Below are 23,259 nucleotides of genomic sequence, written 5' to 3'. Positions count from 1 at the left end.
AATCTCAGCCAGGGGAAATGGTTTCCCCTGCTTTTTGGTATGATGACAGGGCGCGCCGGCACCGCAGTGGTGTCGCGCGCCTTTTATTTTTGACAATTACCTATATGAGCACAACCATGCAAAGCGGCGCAGACCTCCTGGCGACAGGCGAATTGGATTACACGACTTCCTGCGCACTGCCGACGCCGTGGGCCCAGTTCACCTTGCACGCCTTTGTCGAACACGCCACGGGCAAGGAACACCTGGCCATGGTGCTGGGCGATGTCGGCAACGGCGAACCGGTCCTGGCGCGCGTGCATTCCGAGTGCCTGACGGGCGACGTGCTGTTTTCCCAGCGCTGCGATTGCGGCGCCCAGCTCGAAGGCGCCTTGAAACGCATCGCCGAGGAAGGCCGCGGCATTTTGCTGTACCTGCGCCAGGAAGGGCGCGGCATCGGCCTGATCAACAAGATCCGCGCCTATCGCCTGCAAGAGGCAGGCGCCGACACGGTGCAGGCGAATGAACAGCTGGGCTTCAAGGCCGACGCGCGCAACTACACCTTGTGCAAACCCATGTTTGCGCAATTCGGCATCAATAACCTGCGTTTGATGACGAACAACCCGCGCAAGATCGCCGCCATGGAAGCGCTGGGCATCACGGTGGCCGAACGGGTGCCGCTGCTGGTCAACCGCAACGCCTTCAACCAGCATTACCTGAACACCAAGCAAAGCAAGCTCGGTCACATGATGACGCCGGAAACGGCGCCGGCGCTGGAAGACGGCGCCCTGTAAACATTCCGGGCCGGCGCGCAGTAGCGCGCCCCCGCTGCGCTCCTGCTCACGCACAAAGGATGCATGAAATTATCTGACTTCGCCTTCTTGCTGGCCAGCCTGTGCGCTGCCACAGGCGCACACGCGGCTCCCCCCGCCAAGCCGCCACCGGCCACCGCCGCGCCCGCCGCCACCGAACATGCAACCTTGCCACCACCCTCATCCGCCGCGCAAAAGCTGTACACGGCCGCGCGCGCCGACATCCTGCAAGTGCGCGTGCTGCTGAAAAACGGCCGCACGCAATCATCGGTGGGCTCGGGCTTTTTGATCGGCACGGGCGACCTGGTGGTGAGCAACTATCACGTCGTGTCGCAATTCGCGCTCGACCCCGATACCTATGTGGGCGAATGGGTCGACACGAGTGGACAGCGGGGCAATGTGGAATTGCTGGCCGTCGACGTGCTGCACGACCTGGCCGTGCTACGCGTGAACCGCCACGGCACGGGCTTTTTCAAGATGCCGGAACCGCTGGCACCGCTGACTCAGGGCCAGTACCTGTATTCGATGGGCAATCCGCTGGACCTGGGCTTCGCCATTTCGGAAGGCTCGTACAACGGCGTCGTCACGCGCAGCTTCTACGACCAGCTGATGTTTACGGGGCCGATCAATGCCGGCATGAGCGGCGGCCCCAGCGTCACCGCGAACGGCGACGTGGCCGGCGTGAACGTCTCGAAACGCCTCGACGGAGAACTCGTCAGTTTTCTCGTGCCCGCCCGCTATGCGCAGCAATTGCTGGCCAAGGTGGCCCTGCAAGGCAAGGCGCCGAAAGACTTCAAGCCGCTGGTGACGGCGCAGCTGCTGGCGCACCAGGAAGTGATGCTGGCGCGCCTGCTCGACACGCCCCTGAGCCTGAAAGCCATGGGCCCGTATCGCGTGCCCGTGCGCGAGTCGGACCAGATGCGCTGCTGGGGCCGCTCCAACGTCAAGTCCGACAAGCCCTATATGCTCGACAACACCAGTTGCGCCATGGAATCGGCCATCTTCATTTCCGGCGCCCTGCAGACGGGGCAAGTGTCGATGCGCCACGAATTCCTGCGCAGCAGCGAACTGGGCGCGCTGCGCTTTTCCGAACTGGCCAGCACCTCGTTCAAGAATGAAAGTTTTGGCAGCTACAAGAGCGTGCACCTGACGGGTCCGCAATGCACCGAACAGTTCGTCAAGAACAAGGCCCTGCCCCTGCGCGCCGTGCTGTGCGTGCGCGCCTACCGCAAGTTTACGGGACTGTACGACTTCGCCCTGCTGGCCGCCAGCACCGACGAGCCACTCATGAGCCTGCAAAGCCGCATCGACGCGCGCGGCGTGTCCTACGCCAACGGCATGCGCGTCACGCGTACCTTCCTCGAAGCGCTGTCGCGGGAAAGCAGCCGCAAGCCATGAAGCCGCCTTATTACATCGAAATCCTCGCCGAGAATGGCGAAGTACAGCAGCGCCAGCGCATCGATTCCTTGCCGATCCGCATCGGCCGCGGCTACGACAACGACTTCATCCTCGACGACGCGCATACGGCCGCCCGCCACGCCATCGTCGAGGACGACGGCGCAGGCGGCCTGCTGCTGCGCGACCTGGGCAGCCAGAATGGCGTGATCCACCGGGGCCAACGGCAACTGCAAGTGGCCTTGAGCGGCAACAGCATCGTGCGCCTGGGCCACACGCGCCTGCGCGTGCGTGCCAGCGACCACCCGGTGGCGCCCGAACTGAGCGATACCACCAGGCACGACTGGGAAGGCTTGCGCCCCGCCGTCGCCGGCCTGGCCATGATCGGCGCCTCGGCCGCCTTCAGCAACTGGCTCAGTGATGCGGACGCCTTCGAGCCGATTTCCTACCTGATGATCATCGCCTACGCGCTGGCCGGCGGCCTCGTGTGGGCGTCGATCTGGGCCGTGGCGAACCGCCTGTTCGGCCATGTGGCGCGCTTCGGCCGCCACCTGTTCATCATCGGCTGCGGCTTGCTGGCCATGGAAGTGTGGGAACTGGGCAGCAATGTGGCGGCGTATGCGCTGTCGCTGGAAGTGCTGACGCGCTATGGGCGGCATCTGTTCATCGTCATCGTCTGCGTCATGATCTACTACCATTTGTGCACGATCAAACCCCGGCATCGGCGCCGCTTCGGCCTCGTTGCCCTCGTGCTGGCCATCCTCGGCTCGACTCTGATTTTGCTGAGCAACCTGCAGATCAGCGGCCGCCTGGCCGATGAGGCCTACATGTCGGCGATCTACCCGCCGGCCCTGCGTCTGAGCCCGAATCACACGACGGAGGCGTTCTTCCGCGATGCGGCCGGCCTGCAGCGCGCCGTCGACGCCGAGCGCGGCAAGGCGGCCAAGGGTGCCGACGAAGACGAAGACAGCGGCGATTAAGCGATCTGGAGCGCACATGCAAAAAGCCCGCCGCGTCCTTGCAGACGGGCGGGCTTTTTATCGCGCGCCCTCAGGCGCGAATGTCGGCGATCACACTTAGAACTTGGCTTGCTGCTTGCGGCGCGCCGTAAAGCCCAGCAGGCCCAGGCCGATCAGCAGCATGGCGTAGGTAGTCGGTTCCGGCACGGCCGAGACCAGGCCATCGGTGCTGGAAAAGCTGGTGAAATTGCTGTTGCCCGCCTTGAACTGCGCTTGCTGGCCACCATCGCAGCAGTTTTCCAGGCCATAGATGCTCAGGGTATGGTTGCCGGCCGCCAGCGAGCTCGAACCGCTGAGGAACTGGCTGCCATTGTTGTAGTTGCCTGCCCACCACATGTCGTTGCTCTTGAAGTCCAGCGCCACGCCGTCGAGGAACAGGGCGCCGCCCTTGCCGAAATCGACGCCGCTGCGGAAGCTCCAGGCGCCCGCATCGGTGGCGCTGACGCCAAAATTGATCACCGACTTGAAGGCGATGTTCGAACCATTGCCGAACAGGCTGCTATTCGTGACATTGTTGTAGCTGGCAATCGTCGTCGTGCCATAACCGGCACCCGGCGTAGCCACGGCGGTATTCACCACGGACTGGTAAGCGGCGGCGGAAGCTTGCGCGCTGGCGTTCGAGAAACCGGTGGACACGGTGATGGTGCTGGCGTTCGCGTGGGCAAACACACCGACGGCGATCAGGGACAGGGCGATTTTAGGCAAGTTCTTCATAATGGTATCCAATAAGTAAATATTCAGTGGGCGCGGCAGGCGGGCGCTGGCGCCGGTGCCGAACGCACGCTGCATTGAGGCGTTCCGGCATAGCGCAAGGCATTGCAAGCATGAGCGGTCGGGAGCGTAACTTCCGCGTAACAGCGCGGACTTGCGGCGTGCCATGGCGGCACTGCAAGCGTCCTGGAAAGGGGGCGGGTTCCCGGGACAAAGCCAGACGGTTGACGGGTCAGGTAAGACGTTGAAGCTATTCTATCTTAAATTTCACACAAGCAAAGTATTTTTCTTTTAACCACGAAAGATATTTTTATGGCAACTACTTTCCTGGCGAGTGAAAAGTGCCATGCGCCAAGCTGATGCCGGGGCTGCGCGCCCAGGCGGGCGGCGCGTGGCATGTCGCGGCGGCACCACAGACGGGGCCGCCACTGTCGCATGGCGCGCATTTCTTTTCGCATGCCGCTGCACCACGGGGCGAAACAGCATGGCAAAATGCATACATGCAGCTATCTGTCCGATGAGGGGGAAAGAGGAAATGGTCGACCTGGAAGAACTACGCTATCTGGCACTGTCGTTTCCCGACACCACCGAGGAAGAACACCACGACCGTCCAGCCTTCCGCGTGGGCGGGAAGATCTTTGCCACCCTGCCCGACGACGAGCACATCAACGTGCTGCTCGATGCGGAAGCGGCGCATATCGCCACCGTCATCACGCCGTCCGGCTGTCAAAAGCTGTGGTGGGGCGAACGTCTGGCTGGCATCACGGTGCGCCTGGCGGATGCCGAGCTGGACATGCTGGCCGCCGCCCTGACGGCCGCCTGGCGACGCAAGGCGTCCAGCGACCTGGCCAAGACCATCGCCCCGACCGGCTAAGTAACCCCCAATAAATTATTGTGATTTCTGACTGCCATAACCGGCGCTCTGCGGCGTTGCTCACTGCTAGCAGTGCCCGCACTGCGTCGCAGTGAGCGCCTTGCATAGCATCCGGTTCTGTTCGTCATAAATTCACACTAATTTCCCGAGGATTACTTAGTTACATCGGCCAATTGCGCAGCAGCAAGCCCACCATCTGCTGCAATTGCTCGCGCGATACGCCGGCCGCCGCCTGGATGGCCATGCCCTGCGACAAGGTCACGACAAAGCGCGCCTGCTGCTCGGGACAGGAATCGGGCGGCAAATCCCCCTCCTCCCTGGCGCGTCGCAAGCGGTCGCGCAATTTGATTTCACCGCGCAGCCGGCGCGCAAACAATTCATCGCGGATCGGCAAGGCATCATCGCTGCAGGCGAGCGCCGCATTGACGCCCATGCAGCCGTGCGGGCCGTCCGGCATGGTTTGCGCATCGACATACTGCGTCAGCAGGGCTTCCACCACCTGGCGCGCCGTCGGCTGTTCCAGCGCCGCATCGAAAAACCGCATGCGCGTGTCACTGTAGCGCTCGAGCGCCTTGTGGAACAGCTGCTCCTTGTTGCCGAAGACGGCATACAGGCTGGGCCGGTTCATGCCCATGGCTTTCGTCAATTCCGGCAGGGAACTGCCTTCATAGCCTTTTTCCCAGAACACTTTCATGGCGCAGTCGAGCGCTTCGTCCGCGTCGAAAGTGCGTGGCCGGCCCGTTTTCGCCTTGACCGCTGGCTCTTTTTTATCTTGTTTCATACCGTTCGGTAAAAAATTATTGACAACACTGTCTGCCTGCCCTGATTATATACCGACCGGTTAAAAACCTCCCGGCTTTTCAGGAACTTCACATGCAAACACTTTCCAACGCTACTGACGACGATACCACCGTGGCGCCGTGGCTGGCCGTCTTATCGGTCGGCATCGGCGCCTTCGCCCTCGTCACCTCCGAATTCCTGCCCGTCGGCCTGCTGCCCGCCATGGCCGCCGAACTGGCCATCAGCAAGGGCCAGGCGGGGCTGATGATCACCACGCCCGGCATCGTCGCCGCATTTGCCGCCATCTTCGTCACCGTCGGCTCGGGCCGCCTGGACCGCCGCATCGTGCTGCTGGCGCTCACCGCCCTGCTGGTCGCGTCGAACCTGCTGGTGGCGCTGGCGCCCTCGTATGCGTGGATACTGCTGGGCCGCGCCATGCTGGGCGTGGGCGTGGGCGGTTTCTGGGCCATCGGCAGCGCCATCGGCCCGCGCCTGGTGGCACCGCAACATGCGTCGCGCGCCATGTCCATCATCTTTGCCGGCGTTTCGCTGGGCACGGTGGCGGGCGTGCCGGCCGGCGCGCTGGTGGGCGAGCTGGTGGGCTGGCGCGTGGCTTTCGGCGCGGCCAGCGCCATTGCCGTGCTGGTCTTCCTCGGCCAGCTGTTGCTGCTGCCCAAGCTGCCGCCGACACAGGCCATCCGCCTGCGCCAGCTGCCGATGATCTTCGGCATCCGCAAGGCCAGGCTGGGTTTGATCGCCACGGCCATGCTGTTCACGGGACAGTTCGCCGCCTACACGTATATCGCGCCCTTCCTCACGCAGATTTCGCACCTGGCCGCCGGCACCGTCAGCGCCATGCTGCTGGTATATGGCGCTTCCGGCTTCATCGGCAACCTGCTGGGCGGCTGGGCCGCCGGCCGCTACGAACGGGCCGCGCTGATGCTGACGGGCGCCGTGCTGGGCCTGTCCACCCTGGCCCTGGCCGCGTTCGGCAGCCATTCGGTGACGGCGATGCTGCTGGTGGCCGTGTGGGGCTTCGGTTTCGGCGCCATGCCGATCGCCGTGCAAACGTGGATGTTCAAGGCCGCGCCACACTTGATGGAAGGCAGTAGCGCGCTATTTGTCGCCATCGTGCAAGTGTCGCTGGCGTCGGGCGCCTTGCTCGGCGGCATGGCTGTCGACCGACTGGGCGTATCCAGCGCGATGCTGGTGGGCGGCGTGTTCGCCCTCGGCTGCGCGCTGACGATCGCGCTCTTCGGCAAGCCGCAGGCCAGCGCCAAGGCCGGCGCGGCTTGCGCAGCGTCGTAGGTATCAGATGCGCCCGCGGCGAAATTCACCGAGGAATTTCGTCACTTCGGCCGGCGTCATCACCACATCCGCATCGCCGTGATACGCATACAGGAAGGGCGTGCCGCCCAGGCGGTCCGTCAGCTTGGCAAAGAGTAAAAAGCGGCTGCCCAGCGGATAGCGCTGCAGGTCGACCAGGCGGCGCGAGCACTGCACAGCCAGTTCCGGCGAAAACGCCTGGCCCGGCACGGGGCGGATTTCCACGCGGCCATGAATCGCGCGCGATTCGACGGCGACATGCCGGTATGCATAAGTATCACGGGCCATGCCGCCACCTTGAATGAAGTAAAGGCGCCATCTTAAGCGAAGTGGGCGCCGGCCGTGCTACCGCGGCACGATGCGCAGCAAACGCCCGTTGTCTTCATCCGTCAGCGCATACAGATAGCCATCCGGTCCCTGGCGCACGTCGCGCACGCGCGCGCCGATGGCCAGGCGGTCCTGCCCCGTCACCTTGCCGTTCGCATCGACGGCGATGCGGCGGATATCCTTGGCCGCCAGGCCGCCGCTGAAGATGCTGCCGCGCCAGGCGGCAATCTTGTCGCCCGTATAGACGGCCAGCCCGGACGGGGCCGGCGACGGCACCCAGGCCACGCTCGGGTTGATCATGCCCGGCACTTCATGCTTGCCGACGGGTTCATGCGTCGTGTAGTCGGCACCATAGCTTTGCAGGGGCCAGCCATAGTTGCCGCCCGCCACCACCAGGTTCAGCTCGTCGCCGCCGTACGGACCGTGCTCCGTGGCCCACACGCGGCCGGAAACGGGATCGAGCGCCAGTCCCTGCACGTTGCGGTGGCCATATGACCAGATTTCCGGCAAGGCGCCCTTGGCGGCCAGCGGATTGCCGGGCGCCGGTTTGCCCTCTTCCGTCAGACGCAGGATGGAGCCCTGGTGCGTGGCCAGGTTTTGCGCCTGCTCGCGCGCCAGGCGGTCTTTGACGCGCAGCGGCGGATTGCCGCCATCGGCCACGCTCATCAGCAAAGTGCCGTCCGGCAGCCACAGCAGGCGCGAACCGAAATGCTGGCCGCCGCTCTTGTCGGTGGCCACCTTGAACAGGGTCTCGATGCCCGTCACCTTCTTGCCATCGAACACGCCGCGCACCAGGGTCGTGCGGTTCGCGTCATTCGTGCCCGTCGATACCGTCATGTACACGCGCGGGTTCGGCTTGTTGGCATCCTGCGGATGCAGCACGATATCGAGCAAGCCGCCCTGCCCGCCCGTAAACACCTTGGGCATGCCTTCCAGCGCCACGTCCTCGAATTTCTTGCCATTCAGCAGATGCAAGGTCCCCTGCTTGCTGGTGACCAGCGCGCGGCCCTCGCCCAGCCAGGCGATGCCCCACGGCTGGCGCACGCCCTGCGCGACGGTCTCGGCCTTCCAGCCCTGTTTGGCGGCGGGCGGCTCGCCCGTGGCTTGCAGTTCGGCCCAGGCCGATGGCGCGGCCGTCAATGCCCATGCAAGCAAGATGCTGGTGCGGCGTAACTGGAACATGGCTACTCCTGTCGTTAATCGATCAATGGTTGGCGTCTCAGGCGCGCAGCAGCAAGGCCACGGCTTCGGCCGCGATGCCCTCTTCGCGGCCCAGGTAGCCCAGCTTTTCATTCGTCTTGGCCTTGATGTTGACCTGGCTCACATTCACGCCCAGGTCTTCGGCCACATTGGCGCACATGGCGGCGATGTGCGGCGCCATTTTCGGGCGCTGGGCGATGATGGTGGCGTCGATATTGCCGATGATATAACCGGTGGCTTGCACGCGGCGCACGGCTTCGCGCAGCAGGGTGCGCGAATCGGCGCCCTTGAATTGCGCGTCCGTGTCGGGGAAATGGCGGCCGATGTCGCCCAGGGCGGCGGCGCCGAAAATGGCGTCCGTAATCGCGTGCAGCAGCACGTCCGCGTCGGAGTGGCCAAGCAAGCCCAGGTGATGGGGGATTTTCACGCCGCCGATGATCAGGTCGCGGTGCTCCACCAGCGCGTGGCAGTCATAGCCCTGGCCGATGCGAAATGGGAGGTCGGGAGTCGTTGTGTGCATGCAAGTCTCTTGTAAGGTCATGAATTGGCCAAATACAGCTCGGCCGTGTGTATGTCGCGCGGCAAGGTTATCTTCAGGTTGCGCGGGTGGCCCTCAATGAGCCTGGGCGCCAGGCCCAGCGCTTCAACGGCGCTGGCGTCGTCCGTGATCGCTTGCGGGTCGGGCGCTTCGGACAAGGCCCGGTGCAGCAAGGCATAGCTGAACATCTGCGGCGTCTGCGCCAGCCATAGATGATCGCGCGGCACCGTCTGCGCCGACACATGCGCGGGGCCGGCCCGCTTGACGGTGTCGACCACGGGCAAGGCCAGCAAGCCGCCGGCCGGATGTGCACCGACTTCGGTAATGAGCTTGGCGATCAGCGCCGGTGTCAGACCGGGCCGCGCCGCATCGTGCACCAGCACCTGGTCATGGGCATCGATGCTGCCGTGCAGCGCCTGCAGGGCATTCAAGATGGTTTCCATGCGCGTGGCGCCGCCGCAGCGCAGCACCGATATGCCAAACCCTGCGCCTTGCCCGGGCACGACCGTGTCAATCACGCCATCCTCGGCGCTGACGACGATGTACGTATGCGCGATCAGGGGGCTGGCGAGAAAGGCGTCCACGGCGTGGCGCAGCATGGGTTTGCCGGCGATCGGCAAATACTGCTTGGGACTGCCCGCTCCCATGCGCGCGCCCACGCCGGCGGCGGGGATCAGCGCAAAATAGCGGGGGCGATTCGATGCTGCTGTCATGCGCTTCCTTGTCTTGTCACTGCTGGGCGGGCGCTACCTTGCCCGCCAATATGTTCTGGATTTCGCCCTTGCACGCCTTGCCCAGGCGCGCATATTCTTGCGGCGAATCGATGGCGGCCTGCAAGATTTCCACCTTGCGCATCTCGGCTTTGACGTATGGCAACCAACCCGTGTCGATCTCGCGCGCCAGCGCCGCCTTGGCCGTACCGCTGGGCGCGTACAGGGGCCGTGCCTCGAAACGCCTGGCCAGCGCCGCGCGCACCGTCTTTTCCACGCGCGGCAAGTGGTCCATATAGGTCTTCATGTGCCGCAGTTCATGCGCGAGTATCTCATCATACGCGCAGCTGCCGGGGGCGAACTCGCGGCCGATATAGATCACCACGGGAGCGTAGTTGAGCTTGACGGAAATCTGCGGCGCCACGCATTCATAGCCGCTGGCAGGATCTTGCAGCATGGGTCCGGCCAGGCCGATTTGCACTTGCGACTCGGTCTTCGTCAGACCCAGCACCCAGGTATTCGCCCGCGCCGTGCCCTTCATGACGGTCAGCGCCTTGTACGGCAGATGCGTATCGATGCTGTAGCCGTTCTGTTGTGCCGTCAGCACGGACACCGTCTTGCTGATCGTATCTTCGCAGCGCACCTGGAACGGCGTGCGCGCCTGCGCCTGCGCACCCAGGGTGGCACCGGCAAGCAGCAGGAAAAGAGCGATGCGCATGCGCAGGATCAAGACGGCTGCCAGGCGCCGCTGGTGATCTTGTCGAGCCAAAAGATGCCGATGACGGTCTTCACATCCGTGATGGTGCCATCCTTGACCCAGTCGAGCAGCTGCGGCACGGTGGCCGTAAACGTTTCCAGGAATTCGCCCTCGTCGAGCTGGCGTTCGCCGGCGACCAGACCGCGCGCCAAAAATAGTTCCAGGTGCTCGTCGGAATAGGCGATGGCGTTATGGATGGTGGAAACGAATTGCCAGTCGCTGGCCGTGTAGCCCGTCTCTTCCAGCAACTCGCGCTGGGCGCACGCCAGGTGCGATTCTCCCGCATCGATCTTGCCGGCCGGGAATTCAATGAAGACCCTGTCCAGCGGATAGCGGTACTGGCGCTCCATCAGCACGGTGCCATCGTCGAGCAGCGGCAGGATGACGACGGCGCCCGGGTGCAGGATGAATTCGCGCGCCGTGATCTTGCCGTCCGGCAGAGCGACGCGGTCGCGCTGTACGCGCAAGAAGCCGCCTTGGTAGACGAGCTCGCCGTCCACTTTGGTTTCAGTTAAATTCATATCCATGTGTTCTGTATCCATACGTTGATTATGCTCAATAAAAAAAAACGGCGCCAGAGGCGCCGCTTTCGGTCGATGGGCTAGCGCCGCTTGCGCAGGTAGCGTCCGACAAAGCCGGGGAAGGCCAGCACCAGGAACAGGCAGCCCGTGATGGCATAGAACTCCCACGTCTGCGGGAAACCGTTGCCGATGCGCGCTTCCAGCGCGAACGCCACGGCGCCGACGATGAAGTACAGAATCACCATCTCCAGCAGGCGCAGCGCCAGCGGCTTGCGCCAGCCTTTGTCCCCGTCTGCCTGCGCCGCCTTTTTCAGGGGCACGGCGGCAAACAGTTTCTCATTCAAGAAAGGCAGGTTGGCGCCCAGGATGGCCAAGGCGATCACCAACCAGCTCGAGGCGGTGACATCCATCGGTCAGGACGCCAAAGTCTTGGTGATGGCGGTCGCGCAGGCAGCCAGGATGCTGTTAGGCATCACACCGAGGGCCAGGACGAACACGCCGTTCAGGGCCAGCACGACGCGCATGTCGCCATGCACGACCAGCGCGTTGCTGTCCGTCGGCTCGTCGAACCACATCATTTTCACGACGCGCAGGTAGTAGAAGGCACCGATCAGCGAGAATAGCACGGCAGCGATGGTCAGCCACAGCTGGCCCGTGGCCAGCACGGAGGCCAGCACCGAGTACTTGGCCATGAAGCCCATCAGCGGCGGCACGCCGGCCAGCGAGAACATGAACAGGGTCATCACCAGTGCGAAGATCGGGCTGCGTTTGCCCAGGCCCTTGAAGTCGGCCAGTTCTTCTGCTTCGAAACCATTACGTGCCAGCAACATGATCACGCCAAAGGTACCCAGGGTGGTGAACACGTAGGTGATCACGTAGTACATCGAGGCACCGTAGGCGGTGGCTGCGCCAGCCGCGTTCAGGGTGTTGTTCGGTGCGTCCACGGTGCCCGACAGCAGGCCCAGCAGCACGAAGCCCATTTGCGCGATGGTCGAGTACGCCAGCATGCGCTTCAGGTTCGTTTGCGCGATGGCGGTAAAGTTACCGATAGCCAGCGACATCACGGCCAGTACCAGCAGCATTTGCTGCCAGTCATGCGCCATCGGCAGCAAGCCCTCGCCCAGCAAACGCAGGGTGATGGCAAACGCGGCCAGTTTCGGCGCGCCGCCCAGCAGCAAGGTCACGGCCGTTGGCGAACCTTGATACACGTCAGGCACCCACATATGGAATGGCACGACGCCCAGTTTGAAGGCCAGGCCGGCTACCAGGAACACCAGGCCGAAGACCATGATGGTGCCGTTGGTCTTGCCGTTTTCCAGCGCCACACGCAGTTCGCCCAGGTCCAGCGTGCCGGACGCGCCGTACAGCATCGAGATACCGTACAACATGAAACCGGAAGCCAGCGCGCCCAGGATGAAGTATTTCATGGCCGCTTCCGTGGCCTTGGCATTGTCACGACGCAAGGCGATCAGTGCGTACAGCGACAGCGACATCAGTTCCAGACCCAGGTAGATGATCAGGAAGTTGTTGGCCGAGATCATGATCATCTGGCCCAGCAGTGCAAACAGGGCCAGCACGTAGAACTCGCCGCCCAGGTTACCCGACAGCATGCTGCGGTCGGTGGCATAGGCACGCGAGTAGATCAGGGTCAGCGCCACGGCGCCGTACGAGAACAGTTTCAGCAGCTGCGACATCGGGTCCGACACGAACATGTTATGGAACGTGTAGACGGTGGTGCCCGCGTTGAAGTCGCCCACGGTCAGCAAGGCGCAGCCGGCCAGGGTCAGCAAGGACAGCGCATAGGTGATCGAACGCTTCGCCGCAGGCAAGAACATATCGATCAGCAAGAGCGCCGACGTGGCGATCAGCAGAAAGATTTCCGCGTACAGCGGTACCAGATTAGGTGCATTAGTCATGTTATCGGTCTTCTATTTAAGGCAACTTGCTGATGGCGACATGCTGCAGCAGGTCGGCAACCGAAGTTTGCATCGTGTCGGTGAACGGGGCTGGGTACAGACCCATCACGAGCACGGCGATGGCCAGCACAGCAAGCATGAAAAATTCACGTTTGTTAATGTCGGTCAGTTCGGCCACATGCTTGTTCTTGATCTTGCCGAACACCACGCGCTTGGCCATCCACAGCGAGTACGCCGCGCCCCAGATCAGTGCCGTTGCAGCCAGCAGACCGATCCAGAAGTTGTATTGCACCGCGCCCAGGATCACCATGAACTCGCCGACGAAGCCGGACGTCGCTGGCAGACCGCAGTTGGCCATCGAGAACAGCACGAACAAGGCGGCAAATTTCGGCATGCGGTTCACGACGCCGCCGTAGTCGGCGATGTTGCGGGTATGCATGCGGTCATACAGCACGCCGATGCACAGGAACATCGCAGCGGAGATGAAACCGTGCGAGACCATCTGCACGATACCGCCCTGCACCGAGATGTCGTTGAACATGAAGAAGCCCAGGGTCACAAAACCCATGTGCGCGATCGACGAATAGGCGACCAGTTTTTTCATGTCGGTTTGCACCAGGGCAACCAGACCGATGTAGATGACGGCGATCAGCGACAAGGCGATCATGAAACCCGACAGGTAGTGGCTGGCGTCCGGCGTGATCGGCAGCGAAAAACGCAGGAAACCATACGCGCCCAGTTTCAGCATGATGGCGGCCAGCACGGCGGAACCGCCCGTCGGCGCTTCCACGTGGACGTCCGGCAACCACGTGTGGACCGGGAACATCGGCACTTTCACGGCAAACGCCATCAGGAAGGCCAGGAAGATGAAGATCTGCTCGTTCATCGTCAGCTTGAACGCATGCCAGGCCAGGATGTCGAAGGTGCCCGACACATTGCGCAGGTAGATGATGGCAACCAGGGTCAGCAGCGAACCGAAGAAGGTGTACAGGAAGAACTTGAACGACGCGTACACGCGGTTCGAACCACCCCAGATACCGATGATGATGAACATCGGAATCAGGGTTGCTTCAAAGAAGAAGTAGAACAGCAAGCCGTCCAGCGCGCAGAACACGCCGATCATCAGGCCCGACAGGATCAGGAAGGCACCCATGTACTGGGCGACGCGCTTCTCGATCACTTGCCAGGCCGAAATGACGACGATGACCGTGATGAAGGCCGTCAGTGGAATGAACCACAGCGACAGGCCATCGATACCCAGCGAGTACCAGATATTGAAAGTTTCAATCCACGGTGCTTTTTCGACGAATTGCATGCCGTGTGCGGCGTTGTCGAAATGCTGGATCAGCGGCAAGGTGCACAGCATGCTGAGCACGGCGCCAGCCAGCGACAGCCAGCGGGTAAAGCCCGCTTTGCTGTCACGGCCAAGAGCCAGGACCAGGACGCCGCAAATGATCGGCACCCAGATCGACAGACTCAGGTAAGGAGGTAGTGTAGAAATCGTAGACTGCATCATGGTTCTCAGTATTCTTTTATCAGGTCAGCTTACTTAGCGGGCCAGAATGGCAGGAAATAGATCAGGAAGCCCAGCACGCCCAGGATCATCACGAATGCATAGTGATAGATGTAGCCGGTCTGCAAGCCTCGCGACAGCGAGGACAGCCAGGCGACAACCTTGGCGCTGCCATTGACGACGAAACCGTCGATCAGCTTCTTGTCACCGAAGTTCCACAGGCCATTACCCAGCAAACGGGCACCGCCGGCGAACACGACTTCATTGAACTTGTCCAGGTAGTACTTGTTGTCCAGCAGGGTGTGGATCGCGTGGAACTTGGCAAAGAACCAGGCCGGTACACGCGGGTTGACCATGTAGCAGTAGTAGGCTGCCACCACGCCGGACAATGCCAGCCAGAACGGTGCCGTCGACAGGCCGTGGATCGCCATCGCCATTGCGCCGTGGAATTCATGCGACAACTCTTCCATTGCCGGATGGTTTTCGCCCACAAAAATCACGCCCTTGAAGAAATCGCCATGCAGCATCGGGCCGATCGTCAGGTAACCGATCAGCAGCGACGGGATCGCCAGCATCACCAGCGGGAACCACACGACGAATGGGGATTCATGCGGCTTCTGGCCAGGTTCCAGACCGTGGTGCGCGTGGTCGTCTTCGTCTTCTTCATCGTGCGCGTCCGAATCATGCTTGGCCGCAGGCGCGTGATGGTCGTCATGGCCGTGGGCATGCGCCTGACCGAAACGTTCCTTGCCGTGGAAGACGAGGAAATACATGCGGAACGAGTAGAAGGCGGTGACGAACACGCCAGCCAGCACGGCGAACTGGGCAAAGCCAGCACCCCAGATGTGCGTCGCTTCGACGGCTTCGATGATGCTGTCTTTCGAGTAGAAACCCGAGAACAGCGGCGTGCCGATCAGGGCCAGCGAACCGACCAGTGACGTGATCCAGGTGATCGGCATGTACTTGCGCAGGCCACCCATGTTGCGGATATCCTGATCGTGGTGCATACCGATGATGACGGAACCGGCGCCCAGGAACAGCAGTGCCTTGAAGAAGGCGTGCGTCATCAGGTGGAACACGGCCACCGAGTACGCGGACGAACCGAGCGCGACGGTCATGTAGCCGAGCTGCGACAGGGTCGAGTAAGCGACCACGCGCTTGATGTCGTTCTGGATGATGCCCAAAAAGCCCATGAACAGCGCCGTGATGGAACCGATCACCAGGATGAAGGACAGTGCCGTGTCGGACAGTTCGAACAGCGGCGACATGCGCGAGACCATGAAGATACCGGCCGTCACCATCGTCGCGGCGTGAATCAGTGCCGAGATCGGGGTAGGACCTTCCATCGAGTCAGGCAGCCACACGTGCAGCGGGAACTGCGCCGATTTGCCCATCGCGCCGATGAACAGGCAGATGCAGGCAACGGTCAGCAGGGCCCAGTCGGTACCTGGCAGGGTCAGCACGGACAAGGCTTCCTTCTTGGCGAAGATTTCCTGGTAGTCCAGCGATTGACCATAGGCCAGCAGCAGGCCGATGCCCAGGATGAAGCCGAAGTCGCCCACGCGGTTGACGAGGAAAGCCTTCATGTTGGCCACGATGGCCGTCGGACGCTGGTACCAGAAACCGATCAGCAGGTAAGAGACCAGGCCCACGGCTTCCCAACCGAAGAACAGTTGCAGGAAGTTGTTGGCCATGACCAGCATCAGCATCGAGAACGTGAACAGCGAGATGTAGGCGAAGAAGCGGTTGTAGCCTTCGTCGTCCTTCATGTAGCCGATCGTGTAGATGTGCACCATCAGGGAAACGAAGGTGACCACGCACATCATCATCGCCGACAGCGAATCGATCTGGAAGCCCACTTCCATCTTCAGGGTGCCGATCGTCATCCAGTTATAGATCGTGCCATTGAATGTCGCGCCATCCATCACTGCCAGCAGTGTCTGCACGGACAGGATGAACGCAATCAGTACGCCCAGGATCGTCGCGGTATGCGACGTCTTGCGTCCGACCAAATTACCCAGGAACTGGGTGCCAAGCAAACCTGCAATCGCGGCACCGGCCAGCGGCGCCAGCGGTACGGCAAGAAGGAGGTTAGGGTTGAGGAGTTGCCCCGCCATGATGAACCTTAATCGTTATTATTCGAGAGATCGAGTCTGAAAAACATCAGCCTTTGAGGCTGTCCAGGTCTTCGACGTTGATGGTATCCAGATTACGGAACATCACCACCAGAATAGCCAGACCGATAGCCGACTCAGCGGCGGCAACCGTCAGGATGAAGAAAACGAAGATCTGACCGGCCGCGTCGCCCATGAAATGGGAGAACGCGATGAAATTCATATTCACCGCCAGCAGCATCAATTCGATTGCCATCAGCAATACGATGATGTTCTTGCGGTTCAGGAAAATACCGACGATCGAGATTGCGAACAGGATCGCGCCCAGGACCAGAAAATGTGTGAGCGATAATGTCATGGTGCCTCCTTAACTTCCGGCTCAGCCGCAGGACGCTCGACGACCGCGTCCATCTTGATGATCTTCAGGCGGTCGTTGCGCTTGACGCGTACCGCATCGCCTGGAGCAAAATGCTTGGTGTCCTTGCGTTTGCGCAGGGTCAGTGCGACCGCGGCGACGATGGCCACCAGCAGCACGACGGCGGCGATCTCAAAGGCGAACACATATTCCGTGTAGATCAGCAAGCCCAGTTCCTTGGTGCCGCCCAGGTTGACGTTCACCGGAGCGATGCTAGGCGTAAAGTTGCGGAAACCGTGCCACAGGACGGCGGCCATTTCCAGCACGATGATCACGCCCACCGTCACCGACAATGGCAGGTAGCCCCAGAAACCTTCGCGCATGCGGTCGATATTGATATCGAGCATCATGACGACGAAGAGGAACAGCACCATCACGGCGCCGACATACACCAATACCAGCACGATGGCCAGGAATTCAGCTTGCAGCAGCATCCAGATGCCCGCTGCGGAAAAGAAGGACAGTACCAGGAACAGTACTGCGTGGACCGGATTACGGGCCGTGATGACGCGCGTCGCTGCCAGAATCAAGATCAGCGCGAAGGCGTAAAACAAAATTGTTTTAAAGTCCATAAAAAACCCAATAGACGTACAGATGAACGAGGGGCGCGCCGCAGCTTTGGGGCTGCGGCGCATCCATCAGCGATAAGGTGCGTCGGCGGCGCGCGCAGCGGCGATGTCATTTTCATAACGATCACCCACGGCCAGCAACATCTCTTTCGTGTAATACAAATCCCCGCGTTTCTCGCCGTGGTATTCCAGGATTTGCGTCTCGACGATCGAATCGACCGGGCAGGACTCTTCGCAGAAACCGCAGAAGATGCACTTGGTCAAGTCGATATCGTAACGCGTGGTGCGGCGCGAACCGTCGTCACGCTGTTCCGATTCGATCGTGATGGCCATCGCCGGGCAAACCGCTTCGCACAGTTTGCAGGCGATGCAACGTTCCTCGCCGTTCGGGTAGCGGCGCAGCGCGTGCAAGCCACGGAAACGCGGCGAGATCGGTGTCTTCTCTTCCGGGAATTGCACCGTGATCTTGCGCGAAAACATGTACTTGCCTGTCAACGCCATGCCCTTGATCAGCTCGCCCAACAACAGGCTGCTGAGGAAATCTTTTACCTTATCCATTCGTATGCACTCTCTTACTTCCAAATATTCCAGGATGTCTGCATCCAGGCAGCGACGAAGACCAGGTAGACCAGCGTCAACGGGATAAACACTTTCCAGCCGAGGCGCATGATCTGGTCATAACGATAGCGTGGGAAAGTACCACGGACCCAGATGAACACCGACACGATGAAGAAGGTCTTGGCGAACAGCCAGAAGAAGCCGCCGAAACCACCCCAGAACTCAAGGAAAGCAAATGGTGCGGACCAGCCACCGAGGAACATGATCGAAGCCAGCGCGCCGATCAGGATCATGTTGGCGTATTCGGCCAGCATGAACATGGCGTAGGCCATGCCCGAGTACTCGACCATGTGGCCAGCGACGATCTCCGACTCGCCTTCGACGACGTCGAACGGGTGACGGTTGGCTTCAGCCAGGCCCGACACCAGGTAGATGACGAACATCGGCAGCAGCGGCAGCCAGTTCCACGACATGAAGTTCACGCCCTTGTCGGCGAAGTAGCCGATTTGCTGGCCGCCGACGATGTCGATGAAGTTCAGGCTGCCCGAGACCATCAGCACGATGACCATCACGAAGCCCATCGGGATTTCATACGAAATCATCTGTGCCGAAGCGCGCATGGCGCCCATGAACGAGTACTTCGAGTTCGAGGCCCAGCCGGCGATGATGATGCCGTAGACTTCCATCGAGGTAATCGCCAGCAGCAGCAGCAAGCCCGCGTTGACGTTGGCCAGCACGGCTTGCGGACCGAACGGCACGACCGACCAGGCGGCCAGGGCCGGCATGATGGTCATGATCGGGCCGATCACGAACAGGCCCTTGGCGGCCTTGGCCGGGATGATGATCTCTTTGAACAAGAGTTTCAGCGCATCGGCGATCGGTTGCAGCAAGCCCAATGGGCCCACGCGGTTCGGGCCGACACGGATCTGGATCCAGCCGATCAGCTTGCGTTCCCACAGGGTGGCGTAAGCAACCAGGCCCATCAGCGGCAACAGCACGCACAGGATCTTGATCAGGGTCCAGAAGAACGGCCAGGAGCCGCCCAGCAAATCCTGGCCGGTACTGTTGATGACGTTTACAAATTCAGGCAGAGCCATCAGATTTTCCCCTCTGCTGTTTCAACTGTGATGTCACCGAACATGCCGCCCAGGGTAGCCGTCGAGGCATGCGCCGCCGACACTTTGACCACATTGGCTGGCAGGCCGGCGTGAAGTGCCGCCACCAGGATGGCGCTGCCGGAGCCTTGCGCCACTTTGACCTTGTCGCCCGCCTTGATGCCCAGCTTTTCAGCCAGCGCCAGGGACAGGTGCGCTTGCGGCGCGGCGCCATCGACCGTGCGCAGCAGCGGTTCGGAACGGCGTACCAGCGCGTCGGCGAAGTAGATCGGCACGTCGGCGATGCGTTGCAGCGCAGGCGATGCCGGTGCGTACGCAGCCGCTTCCGGTGCGTTCCTGGCGATGTTGTTCAGCTGTGCCGACAGATCGGTCACGCCGGCGCCGAACGCTTCGTCGCGGATCGCTTCGGAGGTGTCGTAGTCGAAACCGGCCAGGCCCAGGATGTTGCCCAGGACGCGCAGCACTTTCCAGGCTGGGCGGGTATCGGCCAGCGGTTTCACGGTACCGTTGAAACTTTGCGCGCGGCCTTCGCAGTTGACGAAGGTGCCCGAGGTTTCAGCGAACGGGGCGATCGGCAGCAAGACGTCGGCGTACTCCATGCCGTGCTTGAAGGCGGACATCGCCACGACCATGTCGGCGCCATCCAGGGCGGCGCGCGCCGCCTGTGGATTGGCGGCATCGAGTTCCGGCTCGGCGTGCAGCAGCACGTAGGCTTTTTTCGGCACGGCAAAGGCAGCTTGCACGTTCGCGCGCGGCTTGGCGACCAGGTGCGCGCCAACCGTGTTGGCCGCTTCCGTCAGGTAACCGAGCTTGGCGCCCGTCTGTTCGGCGATCCATTGCGCGACAGCATGCAGTTGCGACGCTTGCGGGTGTTGCGTTGCCGCGTTACCCAGCAAAATCGCGCCATGGTCGCCGGCCATCAGGCTGGCGGCGATGGCGACGGCCACGTCCGAAGCAACAACCGTTTCAAAACCGTTTGGCGCGGCGATTTCTTTGGCTTTGGCAACAGCGACGAGCACTTCCGACAAGGCCGCCAGCCAATCATTCGGCGCGACAATCATCTTGTTGGCGATGGTGATCAGTTGATCATCGTCAGAGGCGTGCAGGATCGACAGCTTGGCGCCGCCCTTGACGGACGCGCGCAGACGCGTGGCCAGCAACGGGTGATCCTTGCGCAGGAACGAGCCGATGACGAAGGCGCGCTTGATCTGGCCAAATTCGCTGATCGGCATGCCCAGCCATGGTTTCACATTGGCGTCGAGCGCGAAGTCGGTCTGGCGCAGGCGGAAGTCGACGTTCTCGGAACCGAGGCCGTGGGCGACTTTTTGCAGCAGGACCAGCTCTTCGACGGTCGAATGCGGGGTGGCCAGCGCGGCGATGGCGTCAGCGCCATGCTCGTGCTTGATGTTTTTCAAACCGTGCGCCACGTATTCCAGCGCCGTCTGCCAATCGACTTCTTTCCACTCGTTGCCTTGTTTCAGCATCGGGGAAGTCAGGCGTTCGGCGCTGTCCAGCGCTTCGTACGAGAAACGGTCCTTGTCCGAGATCCAGCACTCGTTGACGGCTTCGTTTTCCAGCGGCAATACGCGCTTGACCTTGCCAGCTTTCACTTGCACGATCAGGTTCGAACCGAGGCCGTCATGCGGGCTGACCGATTTGCGGCGCGACAGTTCCCACGTACGGGCGCTGTAGCGGAACGGCTTCGAGGTCAGTGCGCCGACCGGGCACAGGTCGATCATGTTGCCCGACAGTTCGGAGTCGACCGTCTGGCCGACAAACGACACGATTTCCGAGTGTTCGCCGCGGCCGATCATGCCCAGCTCCATCACGCCGGCCACTTCCTGGCCAAAGCGCACGCAGCGGGTGCACTGGATGCAGCGCGACATCTCTTGCATGGAGACCAGCGGACCGGCTTCCTTCGGCTGCACCACGCGCTTGTCTTCCTTGTAGCGCGATTCGCTCTTGCCGTAACCGACTGCCAAGTCTTGCAACTGGCATTCGCCGCCCTGATCGCAGATAGGGCAATCGAGCGGGTGGTTAATCAGCAAGAATTCCATGACCGACTTTTGCGCCTGCACAGCTTTATCGCTGGCGGAGCGCACGATCATGCCGGCACTGACCGGGGTCGCGCAAGCGGGCAAAGGCTTCGGAGCCTTTTCCACTTCGACCAGGCACATGCGGCAGTTCGCTGCGATCGACAATTTCTTGTGATAGCAGAAGTGCGGAATGTAGGTTCCCAATTTGTTGGCGGCGTCCATCACCATGCTACCAGCAGGGACTTCGACTTTTTTGCCGTCTATTTCGATTTCAACCATGGTGATCGTTACCTGACGCAGCTTAGATATATGCGGGCACTAAGCAATGCTTGTGCTCGATATGATATTCAAATTCTTCACGGAAATTCTTAATGAAGGCCCGTACCGGCATGGCAGCCGCATCGCCCAGCGCGCAAATCGTGCGGCCCTGGATGTTGTCGGCGATCGAGTTGAGCATGTCCAGGTCGTCTGGACGACCCTGCCCCTGCTCGATGCGGTGCACCATGCGGTACATCCAGCCTGTGCCTTCACGGCAAGGCGTACACTGGCCGCACGATTCTTCAAAGTAGAAGTAGGACAGGCGTTCCAGCGCCTTTACCATGCAGCGTGTTTCGTCCATCACGATGATGGCGCCCGAACCCAACATCGAACCGGCTTTCGCGATCGAGTCATAGTCCAGGTCGGTCTGCATCATGATGTCGCCGCGGATCACCGGCGCGGACGAGCCGCCAGGGATCACGGCCTTGATCTTTTTGCCACCGCGCATGCCACCTGCCAGTTCCAGCAGGGTGGCGAACGGCGTGCCGAGCGGCACTTCGTAGTTGCCCGGCAATTCCACATCACCCGAGATCGAGAAGATCTTCGAACCGCCATTGTTCGGCTTGCCCATCGCCAGGTATTTCTCTGGACCGATGTTCAGCACGAATGGCACGGCCGCGAAGGTTTCCGTGTTGTTGATCGTCGTCGGCTTGCCGTACAGGCCAAACGAGGCGGGGAAAGGCGGCTTGAAGCGCGGCTGGCCTTTCTTGCCTTCCAGCGATTCGAGCAGGGCCGTTTCTTCGCCGCAGATGTAGGCGCCATAACCATGGTGCGCATGCAACTGGAACGAGAACTCGCTGCCCATGATCTTGTCGCCCAGGAAACCGGCGGCGCGCGCCTCTTCCAGCGCTTCTTCGAAACGGGCGTACTCGGCCCAGATTTCGCCGTGGATATAGTTATAGCCGACGGTGATGCCCATCGCATAAGCGCCAATGGCCATGCCTTCGATCAGCGCATGGGGATTGTAACGAATGATGTCGCGGTCCTTGAAAGTACCCGGTTCGCCTTCATCTGTATTGCAGACGAGGTATTTTTGACCCGGGAACTGGCGCGGCATGAAGCTCCACTTCAAGCCGGTAGGAAAACCCGCGCCGCCACGGCCGCGCAAGGACGAAGCCTTGAGGTCGGCGATGATCTGTTCCGGCGTGATTTTCTCTTCCAGGATACGCCGCAGCGCGCTATAGCCGCCGCGGTTCACATAATCTTGCAAATGCCAGTTCTTGCCATCCAGATCCTTCAGGATCAATGGATCGATATGGCGGTTGTGGAGTGACGTCATTTCTTGAGTTCCTCCAGCATGGCGTCGATTTTCTCGTTCGACATCCAGCTGCACATGGTTTTATTACTGACCAGCAAGACCGGCGCATCGCCGCAAGCACCCATGCACTCGCCTTCAACCAGCGTGAACTGGCCGTCTGCGGTGGTTTCGCGGAAATCGATACCGAGTTTCTGCTTCAGGTACTCTGCGGCGCGCACGCCGCCCGACAGGGCGCATGGCAGGTTGGTGCACACGGTGATCTTGTGCTTGCCCACGGGTTTCACGTTGTACATATTGTAGAACGTGGCCACTTCCTGCACGGCGATCGCCGGCATGCCGATGTAATCGGCCAGTTCCTTCATGGTGTCCGGCGCCAGCCAGCCCAGTTCATCCTGGGCATGAGCCAGCGCGGCCATGACGGCCGACTGACGCTGGTCGGCCGGGTACTTGGCCAGCTCGCGGTCAATTTTCTTATAGCATTGCTCTGATAACAACATACTT

24 protein-coding genes are annotated in these 23,259 nt (G+C 61.4%); 5 read left to right on the top strand and 19 right to left on the bottom strand.

Going from position 1 to position 23,259, the window contains the following annotated elements:
- Positions 1–116 precede the first annotated feature (116 nt).
- From ribA to KY494_RS26595, 3 genes are all read left to right on the top strand, one after another.
- Positions 117–770 (top strand): GTP cyclohydrolase II, encoded by a 654-nt coding sequence (ribA, locus tag KY494_RS26605; RefSeq protein WP_219888790.1) that lies wholly within the window; start codon positions 117–119, stop codon positions 768–770.
- Positions 771–833: 63 nt separating this feature from the next.
- A complete protein-coding gene (locus KY494_RS26600; RefSeq protein WP_219888789.1) occupies positions 834–2,186 on the top strand; it encodes a serine protease in 1,353 nt (450 codons plus the stop codon).
- Positions 2,183–3,163, top strand: coding sequence for an FHA domain-containing protein (locus tag KY494_RS26595; protein ID WP_219888788.1), 981 nt, complete (start codon positions 2,183–2,185; stop codon positions 3,161–3,163). The genes KY494_RS26600 and KY494_RS26595 overlap by 4 nt, the downstream gene beginning before the upstream one ends.
- A 96-nt stretch (positions 3,164–3,259) precedes the next feature.
- Here KY494_RS26595 and KY494_RS26590 read toward each other — a convergent pair whose 3' ends face one another.
- Complete coding sequence (locus tag KY494_RS26590; RefSeq protein ID WP_219133585.1) at positions 3,260–3,916, bottom strand: CCXG family PEP-CTERM protein; 657 nt, start codon at positions 3,914–3,916, stop codon at positions 3,260–3,262.
- A 532-nt stretch (positions 3,917–4,448) separates the two neighbouring features.
- Here KY494_RS26590 and KY494_RS26585 point away from each other — a divergent pair.
- On the top strand, positions 4,449–4,787 hold the full coding sequence (locus tag KY494_RS26585) for an MmcQ/YjbR family DNA-binding protein (protein ID WP_219888787.1): 339 nt from the start codon (positions 4,449–4,451) through the stop codon (positions 4,785–4,787).
- A gap of 160 nt (positions 4,788–4,947) precedes the next feature.
- Here the strand turns inward: KY494_RS26585 and KY494_RS26580 are convergent, their stop codons facing one another.
- Positions 4,948–5,568 (bottom strand): TetR/AcrR family transcriptional regulator, encoded by a 621-nt coding sequence (locus KY494_RS26580; RefSeq protein ID WP_219888785.1) that lies wholly within the window; start codon positions 5,566–5,568, stop codon positions 4,948–4,950.
- Between the two features lie 92 nt (positions 5,569–5,660).
- On the opposite strand from KY494_RS26580, the gene KY494_RS26575 reads away from it, so the two are divergent.
- Positions 5,661–6,875: an MFS transporter gene (locus KY494_RS26575; RefSeq protein ID WP_219888783.1), complete on the top strand. Its 1,215-nt coding sequence runs from the start codon at positions 5,661–5,663 to the stop codon at positions 6,873–6,875.
- A 3-nt stretch (positions 6,876–6,878) separates the two neighbouring features.
- Here KY494_RS26575 and KY494_RS26570 read toward each other — a convergent pair whose 3' ends face one another.
- The 17 genes from KY494_RS26570 to nuoE all read right to left on the bottom strand — a co-directional run bounded on the left by KY494_RS26570 (position 6,879) and on the right by nuoE (position 23,255).
- Positions 6,879–7,181 (bottom strand): hypothetical protein, encoded by a 303-nt coding sequence (locus KY494_RS26570; protein ID WP_219133591.1) that lies wholly within the window; start codon positions 7,179–7,181, stop codon positions 6,879–6,881.
- A gap of 57 nt (positions 7,182–7,238) precedes the next feature.
- On the bottom strand, positions 7,239–8,402 hold the full coding sequence (locus tag KY494_RS26565; protein WP_219888781.1) for a PQQ-dependent sugar dehydrogenase: 1,164 nt from the start codon (positions 8,400–8,402) through the stop codon (positions 7,239–7,241).
- Between the two features lie 37 nt (positions 8,403–8,439).
- The gene (gene ispF, locus KY494_RS26560) at positions 8,440–8,940 is read right to left on the bottom strand and encodes a 2-C-methyl-D-erythritol 2,4-cyclodiphosphate synthase (RefSeq protein ID WP_219133595.1); all 501 of its coding nucleotides are present in this window, start codon (positions 8,938–8,940) and stop codon (positions 8,440–8,442) included.
- Between the two features lie 17 nt (positions 8,941–8,957).
- Positions 8,958–9,671: a 2-C-methyl-D-erythritol 4-phosphate cytidylyltransferase gene (gene ispD, locus KY494_RS26555; RefSeq protein ID WP_219888779.1), complete on the bottom strand. Its 714-nt coding sequence runs from the start codon at positions 9,669–9,671 to the stop codon at positions 8,958–8,960.
- Between the two features lie 16 nt (positions 9,672–9,687).
- Positions 9,688–10,386, bottom strand: coding sequence for a hypothetical protein (locus KY494_RS26550; RefSeq protein ID WP_219888777.1), 699 nt, complete (start codon positions 10,384–10,386; stop codon positions 9,688–9,690).
- Positions 10,387–10,394: 8 nt separating this feature from the next.
- On the bottom strand, positions 10,395–10,952 hold the full coding sequence (locus tag KY494_RS26545) for an NUDIX domain-containing protein (protein ID WP_219888776.1): 558 nt from the start codon (positions 10,950–10,952) through the stop codon (positions 10,395–10,397).
- A 74-nt stretch (positions 10,953–11,026) separates the two neighbouring features.
- Positions 11,027–11,356, bottom strand: coding sequence for a DUF2818 family protein (locus KY494_RS26540; RefSeq protein WP_219888774.1), 330 nt, complete (start codon positions 11,354–11,356; stop codon positions 11,027–11,029).
- 3 nt (positions 11,357–11,359) lie between these two features.
- A complete protein-coding gene (gene nuoN / locus KY494_RS26535) occupies positions 11,360–12,862 on the bottom strand; it encodes an NADH-quinone oxidoreductase subunit NuoN (RefSeq protein WP_219133601.1) in 1,503 nt (500 codons plus the stop codon).
- A 16-nt stretch (positions 12,863–12,878) separates the two neighbouring features.
- The gene (locus KY494_RS26530; protein WP_219888773.1) at positions 12,879–14,378 is read right to left on the bottom strand and encodes an NADH-quinone oxidoreductase subunit M; all 1,500 of its coding nucleotides are present in this window, start codon (positions 14,376–14,378) and stop codon (positions 12,879–12,881) included.
- Positions 14,379–14,407: 29 nt separating this feature from the next.
- Complete coding sequence (nuoL, locus tag KY494_RS26525) at positions 14,408–16,492, bottom strand: NADH-quinone oxidoreductase subunit L (protein ID WP_219133603.1); 2,085 nt, start codon at positions 16,490–16,492, stop codon at positions 14,408–14,410.
- Positions 16,493–16,538: 46 nt separating this feature from the next.
- Entirely contained in the window at positions 16,539–16,847 is a 309-nt protein-coding gene (gene nuoK, locus KY494_RS26520) for an NADH-quinone oxidoreductase subunit NuoK (protein ID WP_010399724.1), read from the bottom strand.
- Positions 16,844–17,476, bottom strand: a complete 633-nt coding sequence (locus KY494_RS26515) for an NADH-quinone oxidoreductase subunit J (protein WP_071076364.1) — start codon at positions 17,474–17,476, stop codon at positions 16,844–16,846. The genes nuoK and KY494_RS26515 overlap by 4 nt, the downstream gene beginning before the upstream one ends.
- Positions 17,477–17,542: 66 nt before the next feature.
- Entirely contained in the window at positions 17,543–18,031 is a 489-nt protein-coding gene (gene nuoI, locus KY494_RS26510; protein WP_096236664.1) for an NADH-quinone oxidoreductase subunit NuoI, read from the bottom strand.
- A gap of 14 nt (positions 18,032–18,045) precedes the next feature.
- Positions 18,046–19,128, bottom strand: a complete 1,083-nt coding sequence (gene nuoH / locus KY494_RS26505; RefSeq protein WP_219133604.1) for an NADH-quinone oxidoreductase subunit NuoH — start codon at positions 19,126–19,128, stop codon at positions 18,046–18,048.
- Positions 19,128–21,461: an NADH-quinone oxidoreductase subunit NuoG gene (gene nuoG, locus KY494_RS26500; protein ID WP_219888771.1), complete on the bottom strand. Its 2,334-nt coding sequence runs from the start codon at positions 21,459–21,461 to the stop codon at positions 19,128–19,130. The genes nuoH and nuoG overlap by 1 nt, the downstream gene beginning before the upstream one ends.
- A gap of 22 nt (positions 21,462–21,483) precedes the next feature.
- A complete protein-coding gene (gene nuoF / locus KY494_RS26495; protein WP_096236670.1) occupies positions 21,484–22,779 on the bottom strand; it encodes an NADH-quinone oxidoreductase subunit NuoF in 1,296 nt (431 codons plus the stop codon).
- Positions 22,776–23,255, bottom strand: a complete 480-nt coding sequence (nuoE, locus tag KY494_RS26490; protein WP_071076360.1) for an NADH-quinone oxidoreductase subunit NuoE — start codon at positions 23,253–23,255, stop codon at positions 22,776–22,778. Before nuoE ends, nuoF begins: the two co-directional genes overlap by 4 nt.
- Positions 23,256–23,259 lie beyond the last annotated feature (4 nt).

Source organism: Janthinobacterium sp. PAMC25594 (assembly GCF_019443505.1).
In the GTDB taxonomy this organism is placed as follows: Bacteria; Pseudomonadota; Gammaproteobacteria; order Burkholderiales; family Burkholderiaceae_D; genus Janthinobacterium.
The sequence above is the reverse complement of the archived record's forward strand: the minus strand, read 5'-3'. Positions and strand labels throughout refer to the sequence as shown.

Excerpts from the sequence above, each read along its gene's own strand:
- ribA (WP_219888790.1), top strand. The coding sequence starts at position 117 with ATGCAAAGCGGCGCAGACCTCCTGGCGACAGGCGAATTGGATTACACG.
- KY494_RS26600 (WP_219888789.1), top strand. The coding sequence starts at position 834 with ATGAAATTATCTGACTTCGCCTTCTTGCTGGCCAGCCTGTGCGCTGCC.
- KY494_RS26595 (WP_219888788.1), top strand. The coding sequence starts at position 2,183 with ATGAAGCCGCCTTATTACATCGAAATCCTCGCCGAGAATGGCGAAGTA.
- KY494_RS26590 (WP_219133585.1), bottom strand. The coding sequence starts at position 3,916 with ATGAAGAACTTGCCTAAAATCGCCCTGTCCCTGATCGCCGTCGGTGTG.
- KY494_RS26585 (WP_219888787.1), top strand. The coding sequence starts at position 4,449 with ATGGTCGACCTGGAAGAACTACGCTATCTGGCACTGTCGTTTCCCGAC.
- KY494_RS26580 (WP_219888785.1), bottom strand. The coding sequence starts at position 5,568 with ATGAAACAAGATAAAAAAGAGCCAGCGGTCAAGGCGAAAACGGGCCGG.
- KY494_RS26575 (WP_219888783.1), top strand. The coding sequence starts at position 5,661 with ATGCAAACACTTTCCAACGCTACTGACGACGATACCACCGTGGCGCCG.
- KY494_RS26570 (WP_219133591.1), bottom strand. The coding sequence starts at position 7,181 with ATGGCCCGTGATACTTATGCATACCGGCATGTCGCCGTCGAATCGCGC.
- KY494_RS26565 (WP_219888781.1), bottom strand. The coding sequence starts at position 8,402 with ATGTTCCAGTTACGCCGCACCAGCATCTTGCTTGCATGGGCATTGACG.
- ispF (WP_219133595.1), bottom strand. The coding sequence starts at position 8,940 with ATGCACACAACGACTCCCGACCTCCCATTTCGCATCGGCCAGGGCTAT.
- ispD (WP_219888779.1), bottom strand. The coding sequence starts at position 9,671 with ATGACAGCAGCATCGAATCGCCCCCGCTATTTTGCGCTGATCCCCGCC.
- KY494_RS26550 (WP_219888777.1), bottom strand. The coding sequence starts at position 10,386 with ATGCGCATCGCTCTTTTCCTGCTGCTTGCCGGTGCCACCCTGGGTGCG.
- KY494_RS26545 (WP_219888776.1), bottom strand. The coding sequence starts at position 10,952 with ATGGATATGAATTTAACTGAAACCAAAGTGGACGGCGAGCTCGTCTAC.
- KY494_RS26540 (WP_219888774.1), bottom strand. The coding sequence starts at position 11,356 with ATGGATGTCACCGCCTCGAGCTGGTTGGTGATCGCCTTGGCCATCCTG.
- nuoN (WP_219133601.1), bottom strand. The coding sequence starts at position 12,862 with ATGACTAATGCACCTAATCTGGTACCGCTGTACGCGGAAATCTTTCTG.
- KY494_RS26530 (WP_219888773.1), bottom strand. The coding sequence starts at position 14,378 with ATGATGCAGTCTACGATTTCTACACTACCTCCTTACCTGAGTCTGTCG.
- nuoL (WP_219133603.1), bottom strand. The coding sequence starts at position 16,492 with ATGGCGGGGCAACTCCTCAACCCTAACCTCCTTCTTGCCGTACCGCTG.
- nuoK (WP_010399724.1), bottom strand. The coding sequence starts at position 16,847 with ATGACATTATCGCTCACACATTTTCTGGTCCTGGGCGCGATCCTGTTC.
- KY494_RS26515 (WP_071076364.1), bottom strand. The coding sequence starts at position 17,476 with ATGGACTTTAAAACAATTTTGTTTTACGCCTTCGCGCTGATCTTGATT.
- nuoI (WP_096236664.1), bottom strand. The coding sequence starts at position 18,031 with ATGGATAAGGTAAAAGATTTCCTCAGCAGCCTGTTGTTGGGCGAGCTG.
- nuoH (WP_219133604.1), bottom strand. The coding sequence starts at position 19,128 with ATGGCTCTGCCTGAATTTGTAAACGTCATCAACAGTACCGGCCAGGAT.
- nuoG (WP_219888771.1), bottom strand. The coding sequence starts at position 21,461 with ATGGTTGAAATCGAAATAGACGGCAAAAAAGTCGAAGTCCCTGCTGGT.
- nuoF (WP_096236670.1), bottom strand. The coding sequence starts at position 22,779 with ATGACGTCACTCCACAACCGCCATATCGATCCATTGATCCTGAAGGAT.
- nuoE (WP_071076360.1), bottom strand. The coding sequence starts at position 23,255 with ATGTTGTTATCAGAGCAATGCTATAAGAAAATTGACCGCGAGCTGGCC.